Origin of the sequence: Sphingobium sp. 15-1, from assembly GCF_013375535.1 — a bacterium.
Lineage (GTDB): Bacteria > Pseudomonadota > Alphaproteobacteria > Sphingomonadales > Sphingomonadaceae > Sphingobium > Sphingobium aromaticivastans.
In genome coordinates, this window is the sequence record NZ_JABXJG010000001.1 from 1,814,917 (window position 1) to 1,835,037 (window position 20,121).

Annotated in this window: 21 protein-coding genes; 9 read left to right on the forward strand and 12 right to left on the reverse strand. The window is 65.7% G+C overall.

Annotated features, from left to right (window positions below; genetic code table 11):
* Positions 1 to 157: 157 nt before the first annotated feature.
* Positions 158 to 1,315, forward strand: a complete 1,158-nt coding sequence (locus HUK72_RS08525) for an N-acetyltransferase (protein WP_176596405.1) — start codon at positions 158 to 160, stop codon at positions 1,313 to 1,315.
* A gap of 118 nt (positions 1,316 to 1,433) precedes the next feature.
* On the opposite strand, the gene HUK72_RS08530 is transcribed toward HUK72_RS08525, so the two are convergent.
* Positions 1,434 to 2,351 (reverse strand): diacylglycerol kinase family protein, encoded by a 918-nt coding sequence (locus HUK72_RS08530; protein WP_176596406.1) that lies wholly within the window; start codon positions 2,349 to 2,351, stop codon positions 1,434 to 1,436.
* 67 nt (positions 2,352 to 2,418) lie between these two features.
* Between HUK72_RS08530 and HUK72_RS08535 the strand changes: the two genes are divergently transcribed.
* Positions 2,419 to 3,300: a metallophosphoesterase gene (locus HUK72_RS08535; protein WP_176596407.1), complete on the forward strand. Its 882-nt coding sequence runs from the start codon at positions 2,419 to 2,421 to the stop codon at positions 3,298 to 3,300.
* 217 nt (positions 3,301 to 3,517) lie between these two features.
* Here HUK72_RS08535 and xth read toward each other — a convergent pair whose 3' ends face one another.
* From xth to HUK72_RS08565, 6 genes are all read right to left on the reverse strand, one after another.
* The gene (xth, locus tag HUK72_RS08540) at positions 3,518 to 4,288 is read right to left on the reverse strand and encodes an exodeoxyribonuclease III (RefSeq protein ID WP_176596408.1); all 771 of its coding nucleotides are present in this window, start codon (positions 4,286 to 4,288) and stop codon (positions 3,518 to 3,520) included.
* Positions 4,289 to 4,421: 133 nt separating this feature from the next.
* The gene (gene erpA, locus HUK72_RS08545) at positions 4,422 to 4,748 is read right to left on the reverse strand and encodes an iron-sulfur cluster insertion protein ErpA (RefSeq protein ID WP_176596409.1); all 327 of its coding nucleotides are present in this window, start codon (positions 4,746 to 4,748) and stop codon (positions 4,422 to 4,424) included.
* 79 nt (positions 4,749 to 4,827) lie between these two features.
* Positions 4,828 to 5,550, reverse strand: coding sequence for a M23 family metallopeptidase (locus HUK72_RS08550; RefSeq protein ID WP_369805936.1), 723 nt, complete (start codon positions 5,548 to 5,550; stop codon positions 4,828 to 4,830).
* 109 nt (positions 5,551 to 5,659) lie between these two features.
* The gene (locus HUK72_RS08555) at positions 5,660 to 6,469 is read right to left on the reverse strand and encodes a ferritin-like domain-containing protein (protein ID WP_176596411.1); all 810 of its coding nucleotides are present in this window, start codon (positions 6,467 to 6,469) and stop codon (positions 5,660 to 5,662) included.
* Positions 6,466 to 6,927, reverse strand: a complete 462-nt coding sequence (gene bcp / locus HUK72_RS08560; protein ID WP_176596412.1) for a thioredoxin-dependent thiol peroxidase — start codon at positions 6,925 to 6,927, stop codon at positions 6,466 to 6,468. The genes HUK72_RS08555 and bcp overlap by 4 nt, the downstream gene beginning before the upstream one ends.
* A gap of 2 nt (positions 6,928 to 6,929) precedes the next feature.
* Positions 6,930 to 9,584 carry a bifunctional [glutamine synthetase] adenylyltransferase/[glutamine synthetase]-adenylyl-L-tyrosine phosphorylase gene (locus tag HUK72_RS08565; RefSeq protein WP_218036060.1) on the reverse strand — a complete coding sequence of 885 codons (2,655 nt, stop codon included), beginning with the start codon at positions 9,582 to 9,584 and terminating at the stop codon, positions 6,930 to 6,932.
* A 115-nt stretch (positions 9,585 to 9,699) separates the two neighbouring features.
* Here HUK72_RS08565 and HUK72_RS08570 point away from each other — a divergent pair, with 115 nt between their 5' ends.
* Positions 9,700 to 9,891, forward strand: a complete 192-nt coding sequence (locus HUK72_RS08570; RefSeq protein ID WP_176596414.1) for a hypothetical protein — start codon at positions 9,700 to 9,702, stop codon at positions 9,889 to 9,891.
* Between the two features lie 231 nt (positions 9,892 to 10,122).
* On the forward strand, positions 10,123 to 10,458 hold the full coding sequence (locus tag HUK72_RS08575) for a hypothetical protein (RefSeq protein WP_176596415.1): 336 nt from the start codon (positions 10,123 to 10,125) through the stop codon (positions 10,456 to 10,458).
* On the opposite strand, the gene HUK72_RS08580 is transcribed toward HUK72_RS08575, so the two are convergent.
* Positions 10,445 to 11,317, reverse strand: coding sequence for a neutral zinc metallopeptidase (locus HUK72_RS08580; RefSeq protein WP_176596416.1), 873 nt, complete (start codon positions 11,315 to 11,317; stop codon positions 10,445 to 10,447). The two genes, HUK72_RS08575 and HUK72_RS08580, sit on opposite strands and share 14 nt — an antisense overlap.
* 139 nt (positions 11,318 to 11,456) lie before the next feature.
* On the opposite strand from HUK72_RS08580, the gene HUK72_RS08585 reads away from it, so the two are divergent.
* The 3 genes from HUK72_RS08585 to HUK72_RS08595 all read left to right on the forward strand — a co-directional run bounded on the left by HUK72_RS08585 (position 11,457) and on the right by HUK72_RS08595 (position 15,007).
* Positions 11,457 to 12,635, forward strand: coding sequence for a patatin-like phospholipase family protein (locus HUK72_RS08585; protein ID WP_176596417.1), 1,179 nt, complete (start codon positions 11,457 to 11,459; stop codon positions 12,633 to 12,635).
* Positions 12,632 to 13,438, forward strand: a complete 807-nt coding sequence (locus HUK72_RS08590) for a 3-hydroxybutyrate dehydrogenase (protein WP_176596418.1) — start codon at positions 12,632 to 12,634, stop codon at positions 13,436 to 13,438. The genes HUK72_RS08585 and HUK72_RS08590 overlap by 4 nt, the downstream gene beginning before the upstream one ends.
* 186 nt (positions 13,439 to 13,624) lie before the next feature.
* Entirely contained in the window at positions 13,625 to 15,007 is a 1,383-nt protein-coding gene (locus tag HUK72_RS08595) for an amidohydrolase (protein ID WP_176596419.1), read from the forward strand.
* A 152-nt stretch (positions 15,008 to 15,159) separates the two neighbouring features.
* Here the strand turns inward: HUK72_RS08595 and HUK72_RS08600 are convergent, their stop codons facing one another.
* The 3 genes from HUK72_RS08600 to recR all read right to left on the reverse strand — a co-directional run bounded on the left by HUK72_RS08600 (position 15,160) and on the right by recR (position 17,583).
* Positions 15,160 to 16,185 (reverse strand): 50S ribosomal protein L11 methyltransferase, encoded by a 1,026-nt coding sequence (locus tag HUK72_RS08600; RefSeq protein ID WP_176596420.1) that lies wholly within the window; start codon positions 16,183 to 16,185, stop codon positions 15,160 to 15,162.
* A gap of 205 nt (positions 16,186 to 16,390) precedes the next feature.
* Positions 16,391 to 16,921, reverse strand: coding sequence for a peptide deformylase (gene def / locus HUK72_RS08605; protein ID WP_176596421.1), 531 nt, complete (start codon positions 16,919 to 16,921; stop codon positions 16,391 to 16,393).
* Positions 16,922 to 16,986: 65 nt separating this feature from the next.
* On the reverse strand, positions 16,987 to 17,583 hold the full coding sequence (gene recR, locus HUK72_RS08610) for a recombination mediator RecR (RefSeq protein WP_176596422.1): 597 nt from the start codon (positions 17,581 to 17,583) through the stop codon (positions 16,987 to 16,989).
* 54 nt (positions 17,584 to 17,637) lie between these two features.
* Here recR and fmt point away from each other — a divergent pair, with 54 nt between their 5' ends.
* Positions 17,638 to 18,546, forward strand: coding sequence for a methionyl-tRNA formyltransferase (gene fmt / locus HUK72_RS08615; RefSeq protein ID WP_176596423.1), 909 nt, complete (start codon positions 17,638 to 17,640; stop codon positions 18,544 to 18,546).
* Between the two features lie 5 nt (positions 18,547 to 18,551).
* Positions 18,552 to 19,298: a tRNA pseudouridine(38-40) synthase TruA gene (gene truA / locus HUK72_RS08620; RefSeq protein WP_176596424.1), complete on the forward strand. Its 747-nt coding sequence runs from the start codon at positions 18,552 to 18,554 to the stop codon at positions 19,296 to 19,298.
* A 93-nt stretch (positions 19,299 to 19,391) separates the two neighbouring features.
* Here truA and HUK72_RS08625 read toward each other — a convergent pair whose 3' ends face one another.
* Entirely contained in the window at positions 19,392 to 20,111 is a 720-nt protein-coding gene (locus HUK72_RS08625; protein WP_176597796.1) for a queuosine precursor transporter, read from the reverse strand.
* Between the last annotated feature and the right edge of the window lie 10 nt (positions 20,112 to 20,121).

Genomic DNA, 20,121 nt, shown 5'->3' on the forward strand with positions numbered 1-20,121 from the left:
GCCGTGGTTCCTAAAGGGTAAATGCGCTGCAATTGGGGCAGCAACATGACGATTTGGTCATCATGATCCCATCCGCTCATGTCCCGATTGACATTCGCGAAACAAGCGACGATCCGTCCTGATCCAACAGTCTTGCTCTTGCGAAAGCTCCCCCCGCGTGGCCAATAACGAACTGGTTATCACCCCCGTCATGTCCAAGGCCGATCGCAAGGCTTTCGTCGACCTGCCCTGGCGGCTTTATGCCAATGATCCCAATTGGGTGCCGCCGCTGAAGGATGAGGTCTACAGCCTGATCACGCCGGGCAAGAACCCCTTTTTCGGCCATGCCGAGGCGCAATATTTCCTGGCGCGCCGGGGCGGTAGGGTCGTCGGGCGGGTGTCGGCGCATCTGGATCATCTGGCGCTGGCCCAGCCCGCCGAGCAGGGCATGGGGCCGGGCACGGGCAATTTCGGGCTGTTCGAGGCGGAAGATGCGGAGGTCGGCGCAGCGCTGATCGCGGCAGCGGAGGGCTGGCTGCGGGCCAAGGGGATGACCCGCTCGCTCGGGCCGATCTCCCTGTCCATCTGGGAGGAGCCGGGGCTGCTGATCGAGGGGTTCGACCATAAGCCGACGGTGATGATGGGCCATGCCAGGCCGGAATATCGGGCCATGGTCGAGGGCGCGGGCTATCGGCCGATCAAGCAGCTCAAAACCTATGAGCTGGACATCACCCATCAATTCCCGCCGCTGATCCAGCGCATCGTCCAGTCGGGCGAGAAGAATGAACGCATCCGCATCCGCAAGGTCGACAAGGCGAAATTCGACAGCGAGGCGGCGATCATCCTGGCCATATTGAACGACGCCTGGGGCAATAATTGGGGCTTCGTGCCGATCACCGACGAGGAGGTCGCCCATTTCGGCAAGCAGTTGAAGCCGATCGTGTTCAACGACCTGATCATGATCGCGGAGCTGGAAGGCGAGCCGGTGGCGTTCATGATGACGCTGCCCGATCTCAATGAGGCGATCGCGCCGCTCAACGGTTCGCTTTTCCCCTTCGGCTGGGCGAAGCTGCTGTGGTGGCTGCGCAAGCCCCAGGTGCGGACCATGCGGGTGCCGCTGATGGGCGTGGTGCAGCGGTTGCAATCCTCTCGCATGGCGAGCCAGTTGGCCTTCATGATGATCGAATATATCCGCCGCAACGCGACCGCGAACTATGGCGCGACGCGGGGGGAAATCGGCTGGGTGCTGGACGACAATCAGGGCATGAACGCCATCGCGGATGCCATTGAGAGCCGGGTGAACAAGATTTATCAGGTGTATGAGAAGGCGCTCTGAAGTCCCTCCCCGCAGGCGGGCTTGCTGCGCCAGCGACGACCTTCCCCTGACCGAGAGCGCAGAAGCTCGCTTCGCTCGCGCCCACCCCTAGCCCCTCCCGCCTGCGGGAGGGGAATTATTACGGCACCGCCACATCCACCGCCCCCGCCGCGATCCTGACCGTCGCGGGAGTCCTGGCCAGCACTTCCCCGTCAATGGAGATGCGCTGGGGCGGCACCGTTTCGATGCGGAAGGATTTGCCGCGAAATTCCTCCGTATGGGCGTTCCGGTCGCGCAGCCTGAAGAATTTGGCGTACCAATCCCAGGCGAGCCGCGCATGGCTGCGTCCGACCACCGCCTGGATCACTATCTCGCCCGTGTCCACATCGGCCTGATCGGACAGCGCCACCCCGCCATGATAGGGACCGTTCAGGATGCGCACCTCCGTCGACCACATGCGCCGTTCGCGCGCGCCATCATCCAGCACCAGCCGGAAGGCGCGGAAACCGATGGAACATTTGACCGCCCAGAGCAGATAGCCGATCCGCCCCAGATAGCGTTTGAGCCTGTGCGGCACCGTCTTGCCGATCATCGGGGACAGGCCCAGCGACGCCGCGTTCACGAAATAATCCTGGTCGATCATGCCAAGGTCGATCCGCCGCCGCTGGCCTCCGGCAATGGCCGCCACCGCCCCCTCCAGATCGAGCGGAATGCCCAGGGTCCGGGCGAAGCTGTTCGCGGTGCCGAGCGGCAGCACGCCGAAAACGCAGTCCTTGCCCACCAGCTCGTCCACCGTGCCCGACAGCGATCCGTCGCCGCCGCCGACGATCACCATCGGCGCGCCCTGTGCGACGGCCTGTCGGACCGTTTCCTGCAAGCGGTCCGGGTCGTCCACCGCATGGGCGGCGATCAGGCGCAGGCCCGCCTGTTCCAGCAAGGCCCTGGCGTCCTTGAACAGCGCCTCCCCCCGGCGGGAGTGGACGTTGACGATCAGCGCCGCTTCGCGGGGCAGGTCCTTGTGGAACAGGCTTTTTTGGGAGGGGGATTTCATTTCCATGCCTCAACAACACGCAACTGCGTCCTGAGGTCCGAAACCATTGGCGGCCCACGCTCATTCAGGGGGCATGGCCCGCATCGCTCATCTATCCGACATTCATTTCGGCGCGCATGATCCAAAGATCGTCGCCGCCGCCGAAGCCTGGCTGCAACAGCGCCAGCCCGACCTGGTCGTCATCAGCGGCGATTTCACCCAGCGGGCCCAGCGCGACCAGTTCCGGCAGGCCGCCGCCTGGCTGAACCGGCTGCGCGCGGCGGGGATGAAATTGCTGGTCGTTCCGGGCAATCATGACGTGCCGCTCTATAATCTCGCCCGCCGTTTCGGGGCGCCGCTGCGCCACTACAAACGTTATGTCAGCAACGATCTCTGCCCCTTTTACGAGGATGACGAGGTCGCGATACTGGGCCTCAACACGGCGCGGTCGCTGACGATCAAGGACGGGCGCATCAACCGCGACCAGATGCGCCTGCTAAGGCAACGCTTCGCGCATGTGGCGCCGGAGAAGGCGCGCATCCTCGTCACGCATCATCCGCTGTTCGCCATGCCGATCGGGAAAGGCGGGGAGTTGAGCGAAGCCGTCGGGCGGCATGAGGATGCGGTGCGGGCAACCGCGCAGGCGGGCATCCATATCGCGCTGGCGGGGCATTTCCATCGCACCTATGCGGCGGCGGCGGAGAAGATGGTGGCCGATGCCGGCGGGGCGCTGGTGATCCAGGCAGGGACGGCGACCTCCACCCGGCTGCGCAATGCGGAACCGCAAAGCTTCAACTGGCTGCATGTCCGCCGCCATGACGAGATCGAATTGCAGGTGGTGGTGTGGGACGGCGCCAGCTTCCAGCGCGGACATCATGTGGCTTATTTCCGGCAGGGCGGCGCATGGATCGGTCAGGATATGGGCGATCCGGGGGCCTTGCCGGGGATTCGGGTGGCGGAGGCGGTGAAGGGGTGAATGGTGGAGAGCGGCCTTCTTAATCCTCCCCATCGGGAGATGGGGACTTGAACGGATTCGCATACCTCCGTTCAACAGCGCGAAGCGCTGACGGAGGGGAAAATGCGCAGGTCGTGTCCTTTCCCCTCCACCAGCCTGTGGCTGGTCCCCCTCCCCACGCTTCGCGCAGGGAGGATTTAACCTTTCCCTAATGGTCAAAAACCGCCGTCAAAGGAGGTTACGACAATTCCACCCAGGTCGGGGCATGGTCGCTCGCCTTCTCCCGCCCGCGGAAATCCTTGTCGACCTGGGCGTCGATCAGGCGGTCGGCGGCGGCCGGGCTGAGCAGCAGATGATCGATCCGGAACCCCGCATCACGCGGCCAGGCGTTCATCTGATAGTCCCAATAGGTCCACACCCCGCCCGCCGGATGCCGGGAAGCGATGGCGTCGGTCCAGCCGTCGCCCAGCAGCCGGCGATAGGCGGCGCGGCTTTCCGGTTGCATCAGCGCGTCGTCCGCCATGGCCTTGACCGAATAGACGTCCTTGTCGCGGGGGATGACATTATAATCGCCCGCGAGGATGGCGGGGACTTCCTCCGCCCAGATTTCCGTGGCGCGGTCGCGCAGGCGCTTCATCCAGCGGAGTTTATAGTCGAATTTCGGGCCCGGCTGGGGATTGCCATTGGGCAAATAGATGCTGGCGACGCGCAGGCCCTTCACATCGGCTTCGAGATAGCGGCTATGCTCATCCTCCGGCTCGCCCTCCAGACCGCGGCGTACCTCGACCGGGGTTTCGCCCCGCGCCAGGATGGCGACGCCGTTGAACCCCTTCTGCCCGTGCCAGATCGCGCCATAGCCGACCTCTTCTATGTCCTTGACCGGGAAAGTGTCGTCGGAGGTCTTGATTTCCTGAAGGCAAGCGATGTCAGGGCGGGTCTCGTCCAGCCACTCCAGCAGACGCGGCAGGCGCGCCTTGATTCCGTTGATGTTGAAGGTGGCGATGCGCATGGGGGGCGTGTCTTTCGTTCGGTCGGCCTGAATCGCATCAAACCAGCGCGTGCCCTTTTAAGGAAATGAAGGGCTTCGACAAGCCTGCCCTGAGCCGGTCGAAGGGCTCAGCCCGAACGGGGAGAGAGTGCTATCAGACCGAGAAGCTGGTGCCGCAGCCGCAGCCGGCGGTGGCGTTGGGGTTCGTCACCTTGAACGCCTTGCCGCCCAGATCGGACACGAAATCGACCGCCGATCCGCGCACGAGGTCGATGCTGACGTCATCGACCACCAGCGTCACGCCGTCGCGCTCGACCGCTATGTCGTCCGTCTCCACCGCATCGGCCAGGCCGAAGCGATATTGGAAGCCCGAACAGCCCCCACCCTCCACAGCCAGGCGCAATATGGCGGGCTTGCCCTGCTTGGTGGCGATTTCGGCCACGCGAGCGGCGGCAGAAGAGGTCAGGTCTATATCGGTCATCGCTTTTAGATAGGATCAAGCAAAAGGCCCGGCAAGCTTTCGCGGACCGGGCCTTGGGAAAGGGAGATGAAAGACCCGCTTATTCGGCGGCCTTTTCCTGGGCCTTGGTGGGGCCACCCATGGCGATCGGCGGCTTGGTGTTCATCGCCACCAGATAATCCGGTCCGGCGACGAAGGGGATCGGGTTGATCGCCTGGCCGTCGACGCGCACTTCATAATGCAGATGGCTGCCGGTCGAACGGCCGGTCGAGCCCATCAAGCCGATCAACTGGCCGCGATGCACATAGCTGTTGGCGGCGACGAGCAGCTTCGACATGTGGCCGTAGCGCGTCTCCATGCCGCCGCCATGCGAGATCTGGACGAGATTGCCATAGCCGCTGGCCCAGCCGGCGCGGCTGACGATGCCGTCGGCGGTCGCGTAGATTTTGGTGCCCAGCGGGCCGGGGATGTCGATGCCCTTGTGCATGCGGGCGCCGCCGTTGAAGGGGTCGGAGCGGACGCCGAAATTGGAGGTCAGGGAAAGTTTCTCGACCGGACGTCCCGAAGGGATGTAGTTGGCCGTCTTGGCCTGGCCATCGAGCCGCTGAAGGCTGGAAAAGAGATTGGAAAAGCCGACATCGGCCGGACCGAGCGCGCTGGTGTTGATTTCCGACGCTTCGCCATAGGGATCGTCTTCGTCCGCCTTGGCCTGAGCCGGGACAGCAGCGCAGAGCGCTCCCGCCATGCTCATGGCTCCAGCAATTTTAAGCGCAGAACGGAACCATCGCGCAGCGCGCGCATTATCAGAATGAAGAACCAACATGCCGACCCCGACTCTCGACCGGAGGCTTTGCGCCTCTCGGCCTAATCCCCACGTTTCCAAAATGCGGCTGATGCCGCCACCCGCTGGAACAAAGAGGACATGTCCCGCCTTATTGTGCAAGCGGCGTGTAAAATTCCCGCGCTAAACCGGCTTGTCGGCGCGCCGAGTCGTTGAACGGAGGCTTCAACGCGCCCCTAAAGTGGCGTTTCACAAGGATTTGGTAATGATTGGCCGGGTCCACGCCCAGTCGTTTCGTCGCATGGCCGAACCATGTCGTCCCGGCCGCGACATGCCGAATCTCATCTGTCATAATGCGGCGCAACATGCGCGCCGACGCTTCGTCCCCCGCCCCTTCGAACCGCTCTATGGTGGCGGGCGTGATGTCGAGGGCGCGGGCCTCCAGCACCATCGGCACGATGGCGAGGCGGGCGAGCGCATCATGCGCCGTTTCGCTGGCCGCCTGCCAAAGCCCGTCATGAGCGGGCAAAGCGCCGTAGAAGCTGCCGAACTGGCGCAGTCTGCGGTCGAGCAGCGCGAAATGCATCGCTTCGTCGGCGCCGACGCGCATCCACTCGTCGGTAAATTCCGGCGGAAACTCCCCGCCGAAGCGCCCGATCAGGTCGAAGGCGAGGTCGATCGCGACGAATTCGATATGGGCAAGCGCGTGCAGCATCGCGATCCGCGCCCGCTCCGAGCCGATCTTGCCGCGCTTGGGCATCCGGTTGGGCGGCAGCAGTTCGGGCTTTTCCGGGCGCGCCGGGCGATCCGGCATGGCGACGTCGAAGCGATGCGCCAGCCGCCCCAGCCGCCAGTTCCGCGCCACCGCCCGCGCCGCCATCAGCTTGGCCAGCGGATCGGGCGTCAATAGCACATGGGCGCAGGCCGCGCCCACGCTGTCGAGGGAAACCGGCAGGGTCAAAGGGCTTGTCCGGCCTCCAGCACCTCGGCGGCATGGCCCTTGACCTTCACCTTCGGCCAGACGCGCAGGATCTTGCCGTCCGCGCCGACCAGGAAGGTCGCCCGTTCGATCCCCATATATTTGCGGCCGTAGAGCGACTTCTCGACCCAGGTGCCGAAGGCTTCGCACATGTCGCCCGGTTCGTCGGAGGCGAGCGTGACGGTCAGGCCATATTTATCCGCGAATTTCTTGAGCCTGGCGGGCTTGTCCTTGGATATGCCGACCACCGGCACGCCCAATGCTGCAAAATCGGCGGAAAGCGCGGTGAAATCCTTCGCTTCATTGGTGCAGCCGGGCGTGTCCGCCTTGGGGTAGAAATAGACGACCAGCGGCTTGCCCCGATAGCGCGCCAGGGTGAAATCGGCCCCGTCCGCGTCCTTCAGGCCCAGTTCCGGCACGGCATCGCCCACGTCCAGCATCGTCATTCCTCCTTGAAGGGCGCGGCCAGCGCCGCCCACGCGTCACCGACCCTTTGCCGGGCCTGCGCGTAGCTTTCAAGCAGGGCGTCCCAGCTTTCGACGCCGCAGGCGCGGGCCACCAGCGGGCGGGTGGCTTCGGGCGGCTCGGTCGATTTGGGCGAAACGAGGCGGGAAACGACCAGAAAGCGCGTGATGAGGTCGTGGGCGGAGATCAACTCGCCCGGTAGATGGCCCGCCGCGACCAACTGCTCCAGCGCGGCGCGCAGGTCAGGGTCGAACGCCATATTGTGGCGGAACTGGGTGACGTGGATCAGAAATTCCAGGTCGACGAGACCGCCGGGCACCAGCTTGACGTCGAGATCGCTGGCCGGCGGCTTATGCTTCCCGATGTCGCCGCGCATCTTCACCGCATGGCGCGCCAGTTCGTCGAAATCGCGGGGCCGCCCCAGCGTTCCAGTCAGGATCGCGCCCAGCGCGGCCCGCGCCGCATCGGAGCCGAAGACAGGCCTGGCGCGGGTGAGCGCAAGATGCTCCCAGGTCCAGGCCTCCTCCCGCTGGTAGCGGGCGAAGCTGTCGAGGCTGACCGCCAGCAGGCCTTGCGCGCCAGAGGGCCTGAGGCGCGTGTCGACCTCGTACAGCGGCCCCGCCGCCGTCTGCACCGAAAGCGCGTTGGTGATCCGCTGGCCGAGGCGGTTGAAATATTGCGTCGCGCCCAAAGGCTTGGCGCCGTCGGATTCGGTTTCGAAGCTGCCGGTGAAGAGATAGACGAGGTCGAGGTCCGACGCATGGGTCAGCACCCCTCCGCCCAGCCTGCCCAGCGCCAATATCACCATCTCGCCGCCGGGCACTTTCCCATGAGTACGCTCGAATTCCGCGACGGTGGCGGCGCTCAGCGCCTCGATCGCGGCTTCGGCCACGCGGGAATAGCCCCGCCCCGCCGCCAGCGGATCGCCGCCGCGGATGATCTGCGCGCCCAGGGCGAAGCGGCGGTCGTTCACCCGCTGGCGCACGCGGTCGAGCAGGGCCTGATAATCCTCGCCCTCCTCCAGCCGGGCGAACTGTTCGGCCAATATCGCGACGGAGGGCGGCGGATCGAAGGCGGAGGTGTCGATCAGGCCGTCCAGCAGCTCCGCCCGCCGCCCCAGCGCATCGGCCAGCGTCGGCGCATGGCTGAGCAGTTCGACCAGCAATTCCGCAAGGCCGGGGCGGGCCGCCAGCAGCTTGAAGAAGTTGATCGCGCTCGGCAGCCGCCCGATCAGGTCGTCCAGCCGGTTGAGCGCCCGCGCCGGATCGGGCGCGGCGGCCAGCGTGCGCATCAGGCCCGGCAGCAATTCCTCCAACGCCTCCCGCGAGGGGCCGCTGCGCAGCGCCCGGATCGTGCCCGATCGCCATCGGGCAATGCGCGCCAGCGGCGTTTCCGGATCGGCAAAACCCAGGCCGGAAAGCTGCGCCCTCAGCCGGTCCTCGTCATGGGACAGGGATTCCTCGGCCGCCGCCGGGGTAAGGCGGTCGTAATTGCCGCCCACCCACTGCACCTGCGGGCGCAGCAGGTCGAGCAGCGCCGCGCCGTCCGCCAGGCCGTGGAGGCGCGCGACATTGTCCATCGCCTCAACCGATTTGGGCAGCTCATGGGTCTGGCGGTCCTCCACCATCTGCAAGCGATGCTCGACGGTGCGGAAGAGGACATAGGCATCGTCCAGCTTCGCCGCGACTTCGGGTTCGAACACCCCGGCCGCCGCCAGCGCCCGCAGCGCCTCCCGCGTATTGCCGGAGCGCAGCGAAGGATCGCGCCCGCCATGGATGAGCTGATGCACCTGGGCGAAGAATTCGACTTCGCGGATGCCGCCGCGCCCGCGTTTCAGGTCATAGCCCGGCCCAAAGGCCTGCCCTTGCGAATAATGGTCGCGGATGCGGCGGCTAATGTCGGTGATCGCGTCGATCGCGCCGAAATCCAGGCTCCGCCGCCAGACAAAGGGCCGGATCGCGTGCATGAAATAGTCGCCCAGCGCGATGTCGCCCGCCGCAGGCCGTGCGCGGATGAACGCCGCCTGCTCCCAGCCAAGCGCGGTCGATTCATAATAGCCGATCGCCGCCTCCACCGGCAGGGCGATGGGAGTCGCCTCCGGGGATGGCCGCAGGCGCAGGTCCACCCGGAACACATAGCCGTCGCCGTCGCGGGCGTTCAGCAATTCGCTGACCCGCCGTCCGATCCGGACCGCCGCGTCGGCCGGGTCCTCCCGTTCGCCATGGGGCAGCGTCTTGGGATCGTAGAGCAGGATTGGATCGATATCGGAGGAATAATTCAGTTCCCGGCTACCATGTTTGCCGAGCGCCAAAACCACGAAACCCCGGTTCTCCGCATCGGGATAGCGCTCCGCCATGGCGGCGGCGAGCGCCTCCTCCAGTGCCTGGTCGGAAAAGTCGGACAGGGTGCGCGTCACCCGGTCCAATCCCCATGCGCCCGCAAGGTCCGCCGCCGCCGTCACCAGCGCCACCGCGCCGCGCCTGCGCCTCAACGAGCGGGCGATGCCGTCGTCGGGCGCGGCGACTTGCTGCGCGGCTGTCCAGGCGCCTTCGAAGTCCCCGTTTTCCACCAGGCCGGCCACGTCCGGAAACCGATCCATCTGCCGCGCCAGAAAAGGCGAATGCGCCCGCATCCTCGCCGCAACCGCCGAACCGTCCGTCACCCTGACTCTCCCATAATGGAGCCGATATTGCGTGCGTTTGCGACGAATGCCAGAAACTTTTACGTGCCTTGACAGTTGTTTGAACATGGAAATGCAACGTAAACCCCTTAGCCGGTCGGCAAAGATACAGGATGGCGCGATCCGCCGCGTCCTGAATATCGGCGTGCCGCAGCCCTATGAGGGCATCGGCAATGCGCTGCGTTCCACCTTCCGCGCCGGGCGGGAATCGGTGCCGGACGACATGCTGGACCTGCTGGCAAAGCTGGATCGGCATTAGGATTTTAGAGATTGGGCTGGTTTTGGCCAGTGGCGGACATGAGTTCTCCGTCGCCCCGGGCTTGACCCGGGGTCCCGCTTTTCTTCTTGAGTGCGCGCCTAGACCAAGACAGCGGGACCCCGGGTCAAGCCCGGGGTGACGATGATCTTAACGTCCGCCTTCCACACTGAACGGCAGCATTTTGTTTACGCTCCGCACCTATGATGGCGCGATCATGAACGGATGCGCCCTATGATCTACAAGGCCTTTGCCGCCGTGACCTTGATCGCCGCGCCGATAATCGTGCTGACAGCGCAGAGCTTCGTCCCTGCGGCGAATGAGACGGCTGCGCCCGCGCCTGCGGCGCCGATTGTAGCGCCTCCAGTCCAACCGGCCCCGCCTTCGCCCCCGGTCAGCGATCCCGCTGCCGGGATCGCCGCCTTCGGCCAGCCCATGCCGGACGCCGGAAAGCCCTTCCTCGCGCCAGGTGCGGGCCTGCCTGAAGCTGCTGCATTGCCGCAGCCTCCGGTCGAGAACGCGCCGCCGCCAGACGAAGCGCCCCGATTAGGGGACGTCACGCCCCCTTGAACGTGTCGCACTGGGCGGGATCGCCGCGGTCCAGCCCCTTGCGCAGCCAACTCATCCGCTCCTCGCTGGTGCCGTGGGTGAAGCTCTCCGGCACGGGCCGCCGTCCGGCCGCCTTTTGCAGCGTGTCGTCACCGATCGCCTGCGCGGCCTTCATCCCTTCCTCCAGATCGCCCGGCTCCATCAGGCCGGTGCGCTTGGCCCAGACGCCCGCATAGCAGTCCGCCTGCAACTCCACCCGCACCTGCAAAGCATTGCCCTCTTCCTCGCTGACGGCGCGCTGGCGCTGGTTCACCTGGCCCAAAGTGCCCTCCAGATCCTGCACATGATGGCCGACCTCATGCGCGATCACATAGGCTTGGGCGAAATCGCCCGGCGCGCCGAAGCGCTGGCGCAGTTCGGTGAAGAAATCCGTGTCCAGATAGACCTTCTTGTCGTTCGGGCAGTAGAAGGGGCCCATCGCGCTTTGCGCCGCGCCGCAGCCCGATGACCCACTCTGCGAATAGAAGGACAGGACGGTCGGCTGATATTGCTGACCCGCCTGCTGGAAGGCCTGCCCCCAGACCCGCTCGGTCGATCCCAGCACCTTGAGCGACCAATGCTGGATGTCGCTGAGCTTCGACGCGTCGCGACTCACCTCTCCGCCTTGCGGCATCTGGCCGCCGCCGCTCATCAGGCTGAGGGGATTGACGCCCATCACCGCCAGGACGATCAGCACCACGACGATCCCGCCGCAGCCGAAGCGGCTGCCGATCAGCGGCAGCAACAAGCCCAGGCCACCGCCCAGGCCGCCCCCGATCCCGCCGCCGCGGCCGTCCTGAACTTCGAAATTGGAGCTTTCCCGTTCGTCGTCGAGCCGCATCTCGTCCCTCTCTTTCCTCGCCTTGCCTAATCCATTCCGCAGCCGGTGGGAACGGTCCCGCTTTGAACGATCCAATGAACAGATTGTAACGCGACATTCAGTTGGAATGCCGAAAGAGAATTCTATATTGCGCTGCGTCATGGCCGATATCGAACCCCAGCCGCGCCACCGCGCCAATATGCCGCTGCCCCTCCCCCGTGAGGTCGCCCTGTTGTTGCAGGGCGGCGGCGCGCTCGGCTCCTTCCAGGCGGGCGTGTATCAGCGACTCGATGAGCTGGGGGTCGACATAAGCTGGGTCGCTGGCATTTCGATCGGCGCGGTCAACGCCGCCATCATCGCCGGCAATCCGCCGCACAAGCGGCTCGGCAAGCTCAAGAAATTCTGGCTGACCGTATCGGGCGGCATGCCCAATGTCGTGCTGCCGGAAATCGATCATATCCGCGAAGCCGCCCATCTGATGGCGGCGGGCACGGTCGCGACCTTCGGCGTGCCGGGCATGTTCCGCCCGCGCCTGTGGCCCGCGCCGCTGATGCCGGAAGGCACGCCGGGCGCGATCAGTTTCTACGACAGCGCGCCGCTGAAGGACACGCTGGACGCCTGCGTCGACTGGGATCTGCTGAACGACGGGCCGGTGCGGCTGTCGGTGGGCGCGGTGGACGTGGAAAGCGGGAATTTCGCCTATTGGGACACGCGCGGACCCGGCGGCAACACCCGGATCGACGCCCGGCACATCATGGCGTCGGGCGCCCTGCCCCCCGGCCTGCCGCCGGTCGAGATCGACGGGCGTTGGTATTGGGACGGGGGCATCGTGTCCAACACCCCGCTCGCCCATGTGCTGGATCATCAGACCGACGACATGCTGGTGTTCCAGGTCGACCTTTTCCCCGCCGAGGGGCCGTTCCCCCGGCAGATGACCGACGTCTATTCCCGCACCAAGGACATTCAATATTCCAGCCGCACCCGGCAAGTGACGGACCAGTATCTGCGGCTGCGCAAGGAGCATAAGGCGATCCGCGCCCTGCTCGACAAGCTGCCGCCCGAAATGCAGGACGATGCCGACGCCCAGCGGCTGCGCCAGTTGCTGGACGTGGGTTCGGTCAATATCGTCCACCTGATCTACCGCAGCCGCGCCTGGGAAAGCGGCGCGCGCGATTTCGAATTTTCCCGCTCCACCATGCTGGATCACTGGTCTCAGGGCCGCGACGCGGTGGAGGAAGTGATGCACAAGGGCGACCTTATCGCCCGCAACATCGTCAACGGGAAAAGCTCCACCTTCGACCTCGACGCCCCCGACCATCTCAAGGAGAAGCAGGCATGAGCCAATCGGATTCCGGTAAATCTTTGGCCGGAAAGACCGCCCTCATCACCGGATCGACCTCCGGCATCGGCCTGGCCTATGCCAAGGCGCTGGCCGGGGAAGGCGCCAATGTCGTCATCAACGGCTTTGGCGACGCGGACGCGGTCGAGAAGGAGCGAGTCGGACTGGAGGCTTTGAGCGGCGCCAAGGCGCTCTACAGCGGCCATGACCTCACCAGCACCGACCAGATCGAGGCGATGATGAAGGAGGCGGCGGATGCCTTTGGCGGCGTCGACATCCTCATCAACAATGCCGGGATGCAGCATGTCGCGCCGGTCGAGGATTTCCCGGTCGACAAGTGGAACCTGATCATCGCGCTGAACCTGAACAGCGCCTTCCACACGTCGCGCCTCGCCATTCCTTATATGAAGCAGAAGAAATGGGGCCGGATCATCCAGACGGCTTCGGCCCATTCGCTGACCGCCTCGCCCTTCAAGAGCGCTTATGTGACGGCGAAGCATGGGCTGGCGGGCCTTACCAAGACGCTGGCGCTGGAACTGGCGACCTTCGGCATCACGGCCAACTGCATTTCGCCGGGCTATGTCTGGACGCCGCTGGTGGAGAACCAGATTCCCGACACGATGAAGGCGCGCGGCATGACGCGGGAGCAGGTGATGAACGACGTGCTGCTCGCCGGGCAGCCGACCAAGCAGTTCGTGACCGTGGAGCAGGTGGCGGCGATGGCCCTCTATCTGTGCAGCGATGCGGCGGCGAACATTACTGGGGCGAACATGAGCATTGATGGCGGCTGGACGGCGCAATAGGCGTCAGCGGAAAGCGGCCATTCTCTGCCATTGAGCGCGCCGTGCTCCTGCGCAGGCAGGAGCACGTTGCGTTTCCAGGAAACGGCGCAAACAGACTGTCCGCTCTCCACCCAAATCAGTTCCACTCCTCTTCAAACCCCGGCGCATTCCCCTTATGCTCCCGCCCCCATCTACGGAGACTGATAGATGCGTCATGCGTTGACGGCCATCATGGCCGCCGCCAGCCTTTCGTCCATTGCCCATGCGCAGTTTCCCGGCTCTCCGGCTGCTCCCATGGCGCCGGCCGCGCCGCCGCCCCCAGCCGCTCCACCGCCCAATGTGATCGCGACGACCATCGCGAAGGACATGGACGGCCTCATGACGCTCTACCGCGACCTGCACGCCAATCCCGAACTGTCGGAGCAGGAGACCGCGACCGCCGCGAAACTCGCCCGCCGTCTGAAGGCCATGAAATTCGACGTCACCGAAAAGGTCGGCGGCACGGGCGTCGTCGCCGTGCTGAAGAACGGGTCCGGCCCGGTGCTGCTGATCCGCGCCGACATGGACGGCCTGCCCGTCACCGAGCAGACGGGACTGGAGTTCGCTTCAAAAGCCAAGGCCAAGACCGCCGACGGCGCCGAAACCGGCGTCATGCACGCCTGCGGCCATGACACGCATATGACCGCCTTCATCGAAACGGCGCGGCTGCTTTCGTCGATGAAGGACAAGTGGAAGGGCACGCTGGTGATGATCCTCCAGCCCGCCGAGGAAGTGGGACGCGGCGCCCGGCTGATGCTGGAGGACGGGCTCTATACGCGCTTTCCGCGCCCTACCCACGCCATCGCCTTCCACGACGCGGCCAATCTGGAGGCGGGGAAGATCGGCTATACGCCCGGCTTCGCGCTCGCCAATGTGGACAGCGTCGACCTGCTGGTGCGGGGCACGGGCGGCCATGGCGCCTATCCGCAGACGACGCGCGATCCCATCGTGCTGGGCGCGCGGATCGTGACCTCGCTGCAGACGCTGGTCAGCCGGGAACAGGACCCGTTCGATCCCGCCGTGGTGACGGTCGGCAGCTTCATCGGCGGCGCCAAGCATAATGTCATCCCCGACGACGCGAAGCTGCTGCTGACCGTGCGCAGCTATTCGGACGAGACGCGGGCAAAGCTGATCCGGGGCATAGAGCGCATTGCCCGGGGCGAGGCGATTGCGGCGGGCCTTCCCGACGACAGGATGCCGGTGGTTTCGGTGAAGGATGAATTCACGCCCTCCACCTATAACCCCCCCGCCTTCGCCAGCCAGATGGCGGAGGCGCTGAAGGCGCATTTCCCCGCGGGCACGGTCAGCGAGACCAGGCCGTCCATGGCGGGGGAGGATTTCGGCCGCTATTATCGCGCCGACAAGAGCATCGAGAGCTTCATCTTCTGGGTCGGCGGCGTGCCTGCCGAGCAGATGGCGAAGGCGGCGGCGGGCGAGATCAGCCTGCCCTCGCTGCACAGCCCCTTCTGGGCGCCTCAGGCCGACAAGGTCATCGCCACGGCGAGCGAAGCCATGACGGTGCTGGCGATGAGCATATTGAAGCGGGATTGAGGGAGGAAGGGGTTTTCAGAAGCGAGAGTGGCTGTCGTAAGCTGGCCTATCCCTCATTCGTCATGCTGAAACAAGTTCAGCATGACGGCTGTGGCGAGGGCAGCTTACGACAGCCACTGATCAAGATCGCTCATTCCAAATCTCGCCAAATATCAAAGGCTGCCGTAACCCGGAGCTTCGCCGCGCGCGTTGCCGTCGATGCGGGTGGGGCGTTTCCAGCCTATCCGGGGGCGTTTGCGCAGGCGGAGCGTCGGCCAGTCGCCCCGGTCGGCGCGTTCGGCCAAGCGCATGCCCTGGGCCCGATAGGCGGCGAGCACCGCTTCGGCCTGCCCCTTGAGCAAGCCCGCCAGCACGATGGTGCCGCCTTCCTCCACCAGCGCGCAAAGCGACGGGGCGAGTTCGATCAGCGGGCCGGCCAATATATTGGCGATCAGAAGGTCATAGGGCGCGCGGGTGGCGATGGCGGGGTGGTCCACGCCAGCCGCCGTATAGAGGGCAAGCTGGCCCTGGCCCTTGCCGGGCGCAATGCCGTTTGCGGCGGCGTTGGCCGCGCTGATCTCCACCGCGACCGGATCGATGTCCGATGCCGTCGCATAGGCCCTTGGCCACAGGTGCAGCGCGGCGAAGGCAAGCAGGCCGGTGCCGGTGCCGACGTCCGCGACATTGCCGAATCGCATGCCGACGCGGCGCATCCGGTCGAGCATGATCAGGCAGCCCGCCGTGGTTTCATGTTGGCCGGTGCCGAAGGCGCGGCTCGCTTCGATCAGGAAATTGACGTGGCCGGGGGCTTCCGGATCGGCGGCGAGGTTGCGGACGTGGAAGCGGCCTGCCGTGACAGGCTCCAGGCCGCGCTGGCTCAACGTCACCCAATCTTCGTCCGGAAGCTGTTCGACCTGGGGCTTGACCCCGGCGGCGCTGGGGACCAGCGAGCGGAGCAGCCGGATCGCGGCGGGGCTGGGCTGACCCTCGAAATAGGCGTCGAGGCGCCAGCTTTGCTCGCCGCCGCCTTCGGCGGGTTCCGCCTCGCTGGTCATCAGCACGGGCGGACGGTCCATCAGGGCGAAGGCGGCGATGTCGCCGTCCAGCGCTTCCGCCTCGGCGCGAGTGCAGGGCAGGGTGACTTTCCAGCTTTGGGATTGGGGCTCGCCTGGCGCGGCCGGGGGGACGGCTTCGTTCATGCCGCCGCCTTTAGACCTTTGCGGGGAAGAGGGGAAGCGGGGGTGGTTGACGGTTGTGGGCTTTGGTTGGTTAAACACGCCGTGCTCCTGCGCAGGCAGGAGCACGGCGTGTTTAACGGCAGCTAATGGCCAAAAGCAGCCATCAAAGCCAAAGCGCCCCGGCCTTCCAGCCGGGGCGCTTCTGTTTTTCGACCTCTCGCCAGCCTCAGGCCGCCTTGCGCGCCTTGGTCAGCTTCTTCATCAGCATGTCCCGCTTCAGGCGCGAGAGATGGTCGATGAACAGTACGCCCTGCAAATGGTCCATCTCATGCTGGAGGCAGGTGGCAAGCAATCCCTCCAGCCGTTCCTCATGAATCCGGCCGTCGCGGTCCATCCAGCTCGCCCGGATGCTTGCGGGCCGTTCCACCTCGGCAAACTGGTCGGGGACCGACAGGCAGCCCTCATTATAGATCGACAGATCCTCCGATCCTTCAAGAATCTCGGGATTGATGAACACCATCGGCTTCTTGACCGGGGGCGCGCCTTCCTCGTCCGATTCGGGTTCCTGCAGGTCGATCACCAGAATGCGCTTGGGCACGCCGACCTGGATCGCGGCCAGGCCGATGCCCGGCGCGTCATACATGGTCTCCAACATATCGTCGATCAGACGCTGCAAATCGTCGTCGATCGCCTCCACCGGAGACGAGATGGTACGCAGGCGCGGATCGGGCGCCTCCAGGATCGGTAGAATGGCCATGGCGCTAAAATAATCCGGCGGCCGGGAAAATTCAAGCGACCGCCAAATTCGGCCAAGGACCCGAGTCAGCCAAGCGGACGCCGCGCCCGCAAAGCCTGCGCCAGCGTGCCTTCGTCCAGATAGTCCAGCTCCCCGCCCACCGGCACGCCATGGGCCAATTGGGTGAGGCGCACGGGAAAGCGCTCCAGCCGCTCCGCCAGATAATGGGCGGTCGTCTGCCCCTCCAGCGTAGCGTTCATCGCCAGCACCACCTCATCGATGCCGCCCGCCTCGACCCGGGCCACCAGCGCGTCGATGGAAAGATCCTCCGGCCGCACCCCTTCCAGCGCGGAAAGGCGCCCGCCCAGCACATGGAAGCGACCGGGGAACAGCCGCGACTTGTCCAACGCCCACAGGTCCGCCACATCCTCCACGACGCAGAGCGCCCGCGCATCGCGGCGCGGATCGGCGCATATGCCGCAGGGATCGACGGTATCGACATTGCCGCATAGGCTGCACGTCACCAGCCGGTCGTTCACCGCGTCCAATGCGCGCAGCAGCGGCTCCAGCGCGGATTCGCGCTTCTTGAGCAGGTGCAGGACAGCGCGCCGCGCCGAACGCGGGCCAAGGCCGGGCAGGCGGGAGAGCGCCTGCGTCAGCGCTTCGATCTCGGGAGAAGCCATGGAACCGGAATAAGGGCTTGCAAGTCATGGACACAAGGGGTTTGAGGTGCGGCCATGCGTATCGTCTATATGGGAACTCCTGATTTCGCCGTTCCGGCCCTGGTCGCGCTGGCCAAGGCGGGGCATGAGATCGCCGCCGTCTACAGCCAGCCGCCCCGTCCGGCCGGGCGGGGCAAGGCGCTGCGTCCCTCCCCCGTCCATGCCAAGGCGGAGGAAATGGGCATAGACGCGCGCACGCCGGTTTCGCTGAAGGATGCGGACGTGCAGGCCGCCTTCGCCGTGCTCAACGCCGATGTCGCGGTGGTCGCGGCCTATGGCCTGATCCTGCCGCGCCCGATTCTGGACGCGCCCCGCTTCGGCTGCATGAACATCCATGCCTCCCTGCTGCCCCGCTGGCGCGGCGCAGCGCCGATCCAGCGGGCCATATTGGCAGGCGACAATGTCACTGGCGTCACCATCATGGACATGGAGGCGGGGCTCGACACCGGGCCGATGCGGGCGAAGCATGTCACCCCCGTCGAGGACAAGACGGCCGGCGCGCTGACGCAGGAACTGGCCGAAGCCGGCGCGGCGCTGATGGTGGAGGTGCTGGATAACCTTTCGCTCCATCCGCCGGTTCCCCAGCCGGAAGAGGGCGTCACCTACGCCTCCAAGATCGACAAGGCGGAGTCGCGGATCGACTTTGGCCGTGACGCCCATCAGATCGAACGGCAGGTGCGCGCCTTCAACCCCTTCCCCGGCGCCTTCTTCGAATATCGCGGCGAACGGTTCCGCATCCTGGCCGCCCATGTCGAGGAGAATGAAGGCCCGGCCGGAGAGTTGCTCGACAACAGCCTGCTGATCGGCTGCGGCCATGGCGCGATCCGCCCGACGCTGATCCAGCGCGCGGGCAAGGGGGCGATGTCGGCGGGCGAATTGCTGCGCGGCTATGACATGCCCGCGGGTAGCCGGGTCGACGGCTGAGCCCCATGACGCGGTTCGCCTTCACCGTCGAATTTGACGGCCGTCCGTTCATGGGCTGGCAGCGGCAGGCCCATGGCCCCAGCGTCCAGCAGGCGATCGAGGATGCCATCCATGCCGTGACCGGCGAGCGGGCCGTGATCCACGCCGCCGGGCGCACAGACGCGGGCGTCCACGGCCTTGCCATGCGCGCCCATGCGGACATTGCGAAGGACATGACGCCCTTCCGCCTGATGGAAGCGCTGAATGCCCGGCTTCGGCCCGATCCGGTCGCGATCCTCGCCTGCGAGGCGGTGCCGGACGACTGGCATGCCCGCTTTTCCTGCATCGGCCGGTCCTATGTGTATCGCATCGCCAACCGCCGCGCCCCGCTGACCTGGGAAAATGGGCTGGTCTGGCGGGTGATCCAGCCGCTGGACAGGGACGCGATGCAGGACGCGGCGCAGCTTCTGGTCGGGCGGCATGACTTCACCACCTTCCGCTCGGCCCATTGCCAGGCGGAAAGCCCGGTGAAGACGCTGGACCGGCTGGACGTGGAGCGTTCGGGCGACCGCATCGCCATATATGCGCAGGCGCGGTCCTTCCTGCATCATCAGGTGCGGTCGATGGTGGGGTGCCTCGCCATGGTCGGCATGGGGCGCTGGTCCGCCGGGGATATGGAGGCGGCGCGGGACGCGAAGGACCGGGCGGCGCTGGGGCTGAACGCGCCGCCGGACGGGCTTTATTTTGTCAGTGCGCGCTATCCCGGCGAGTGATCGTGCTCCTGCGCAGGCGGGAGCCCAGTTCCACCGTTCGATTGCCGCTCAGTCGTCTGGACTGGGCTCCTGCCTGCGCAGGAGCACGATGCGTTAGAGACTGGCGCGGAACGGCGTGAAATTCGTGCCCTCATCGAACACGTCCAGCCCCTCGGCCCGCTTGAGGCGGCCGACCACGACATAGGTGACGGGCGTCAGCACCGCTTCCCATGTGACCTTCATCAGCCAGTTGGTGACCATCACCGTCGCCACCTGCGCGTTGGTCCAGTCGCCATAAAAAGCCAGCGGATAGAAAAGCAGGCTGTCCACCCCCTGCCCCACCACCGTGGAACCGATCGTCCGCATCCAGAGATGCTTGCCCTCCGTCAGCAGCTTCATCTTGGCGAGGACGAAGCTGTTGGCGAACTCCCCCGCCCAGAAGGCGGTGACCGAGGCGAAGACGATGCGCCAGGTGCTGCCGAACACGGCCTCATAGGCCTGCTGGTCGGGCCAGCCCTCCGCCGGGGGCAGCTTCACGACCACCCAGCTCATCAGCGCCATGAACAGCATCGCGCCAAAGCCCGCCCAGACGCAGCGCCGCGCCCGCGCATAGCCATAGACTTCGGTCAGCACGTCGCCCAGCACATAGCCCAGCGGAAAGAAGAGGATGCCCGCGCCGAAGGTGAAGCCGCCCACGGTCGACAGCTTGGCCGCGCCGATCAGGTTGGACAGCAGCAATATCGCGACGAAGGCCGCCATGCAGAAATCGAAATAGCGCAATGGGCGCGCGCCCAGCGCATAGGCGTCGATTTTCCTTATCCCCGCATCGCTCATGCGCCCCTGC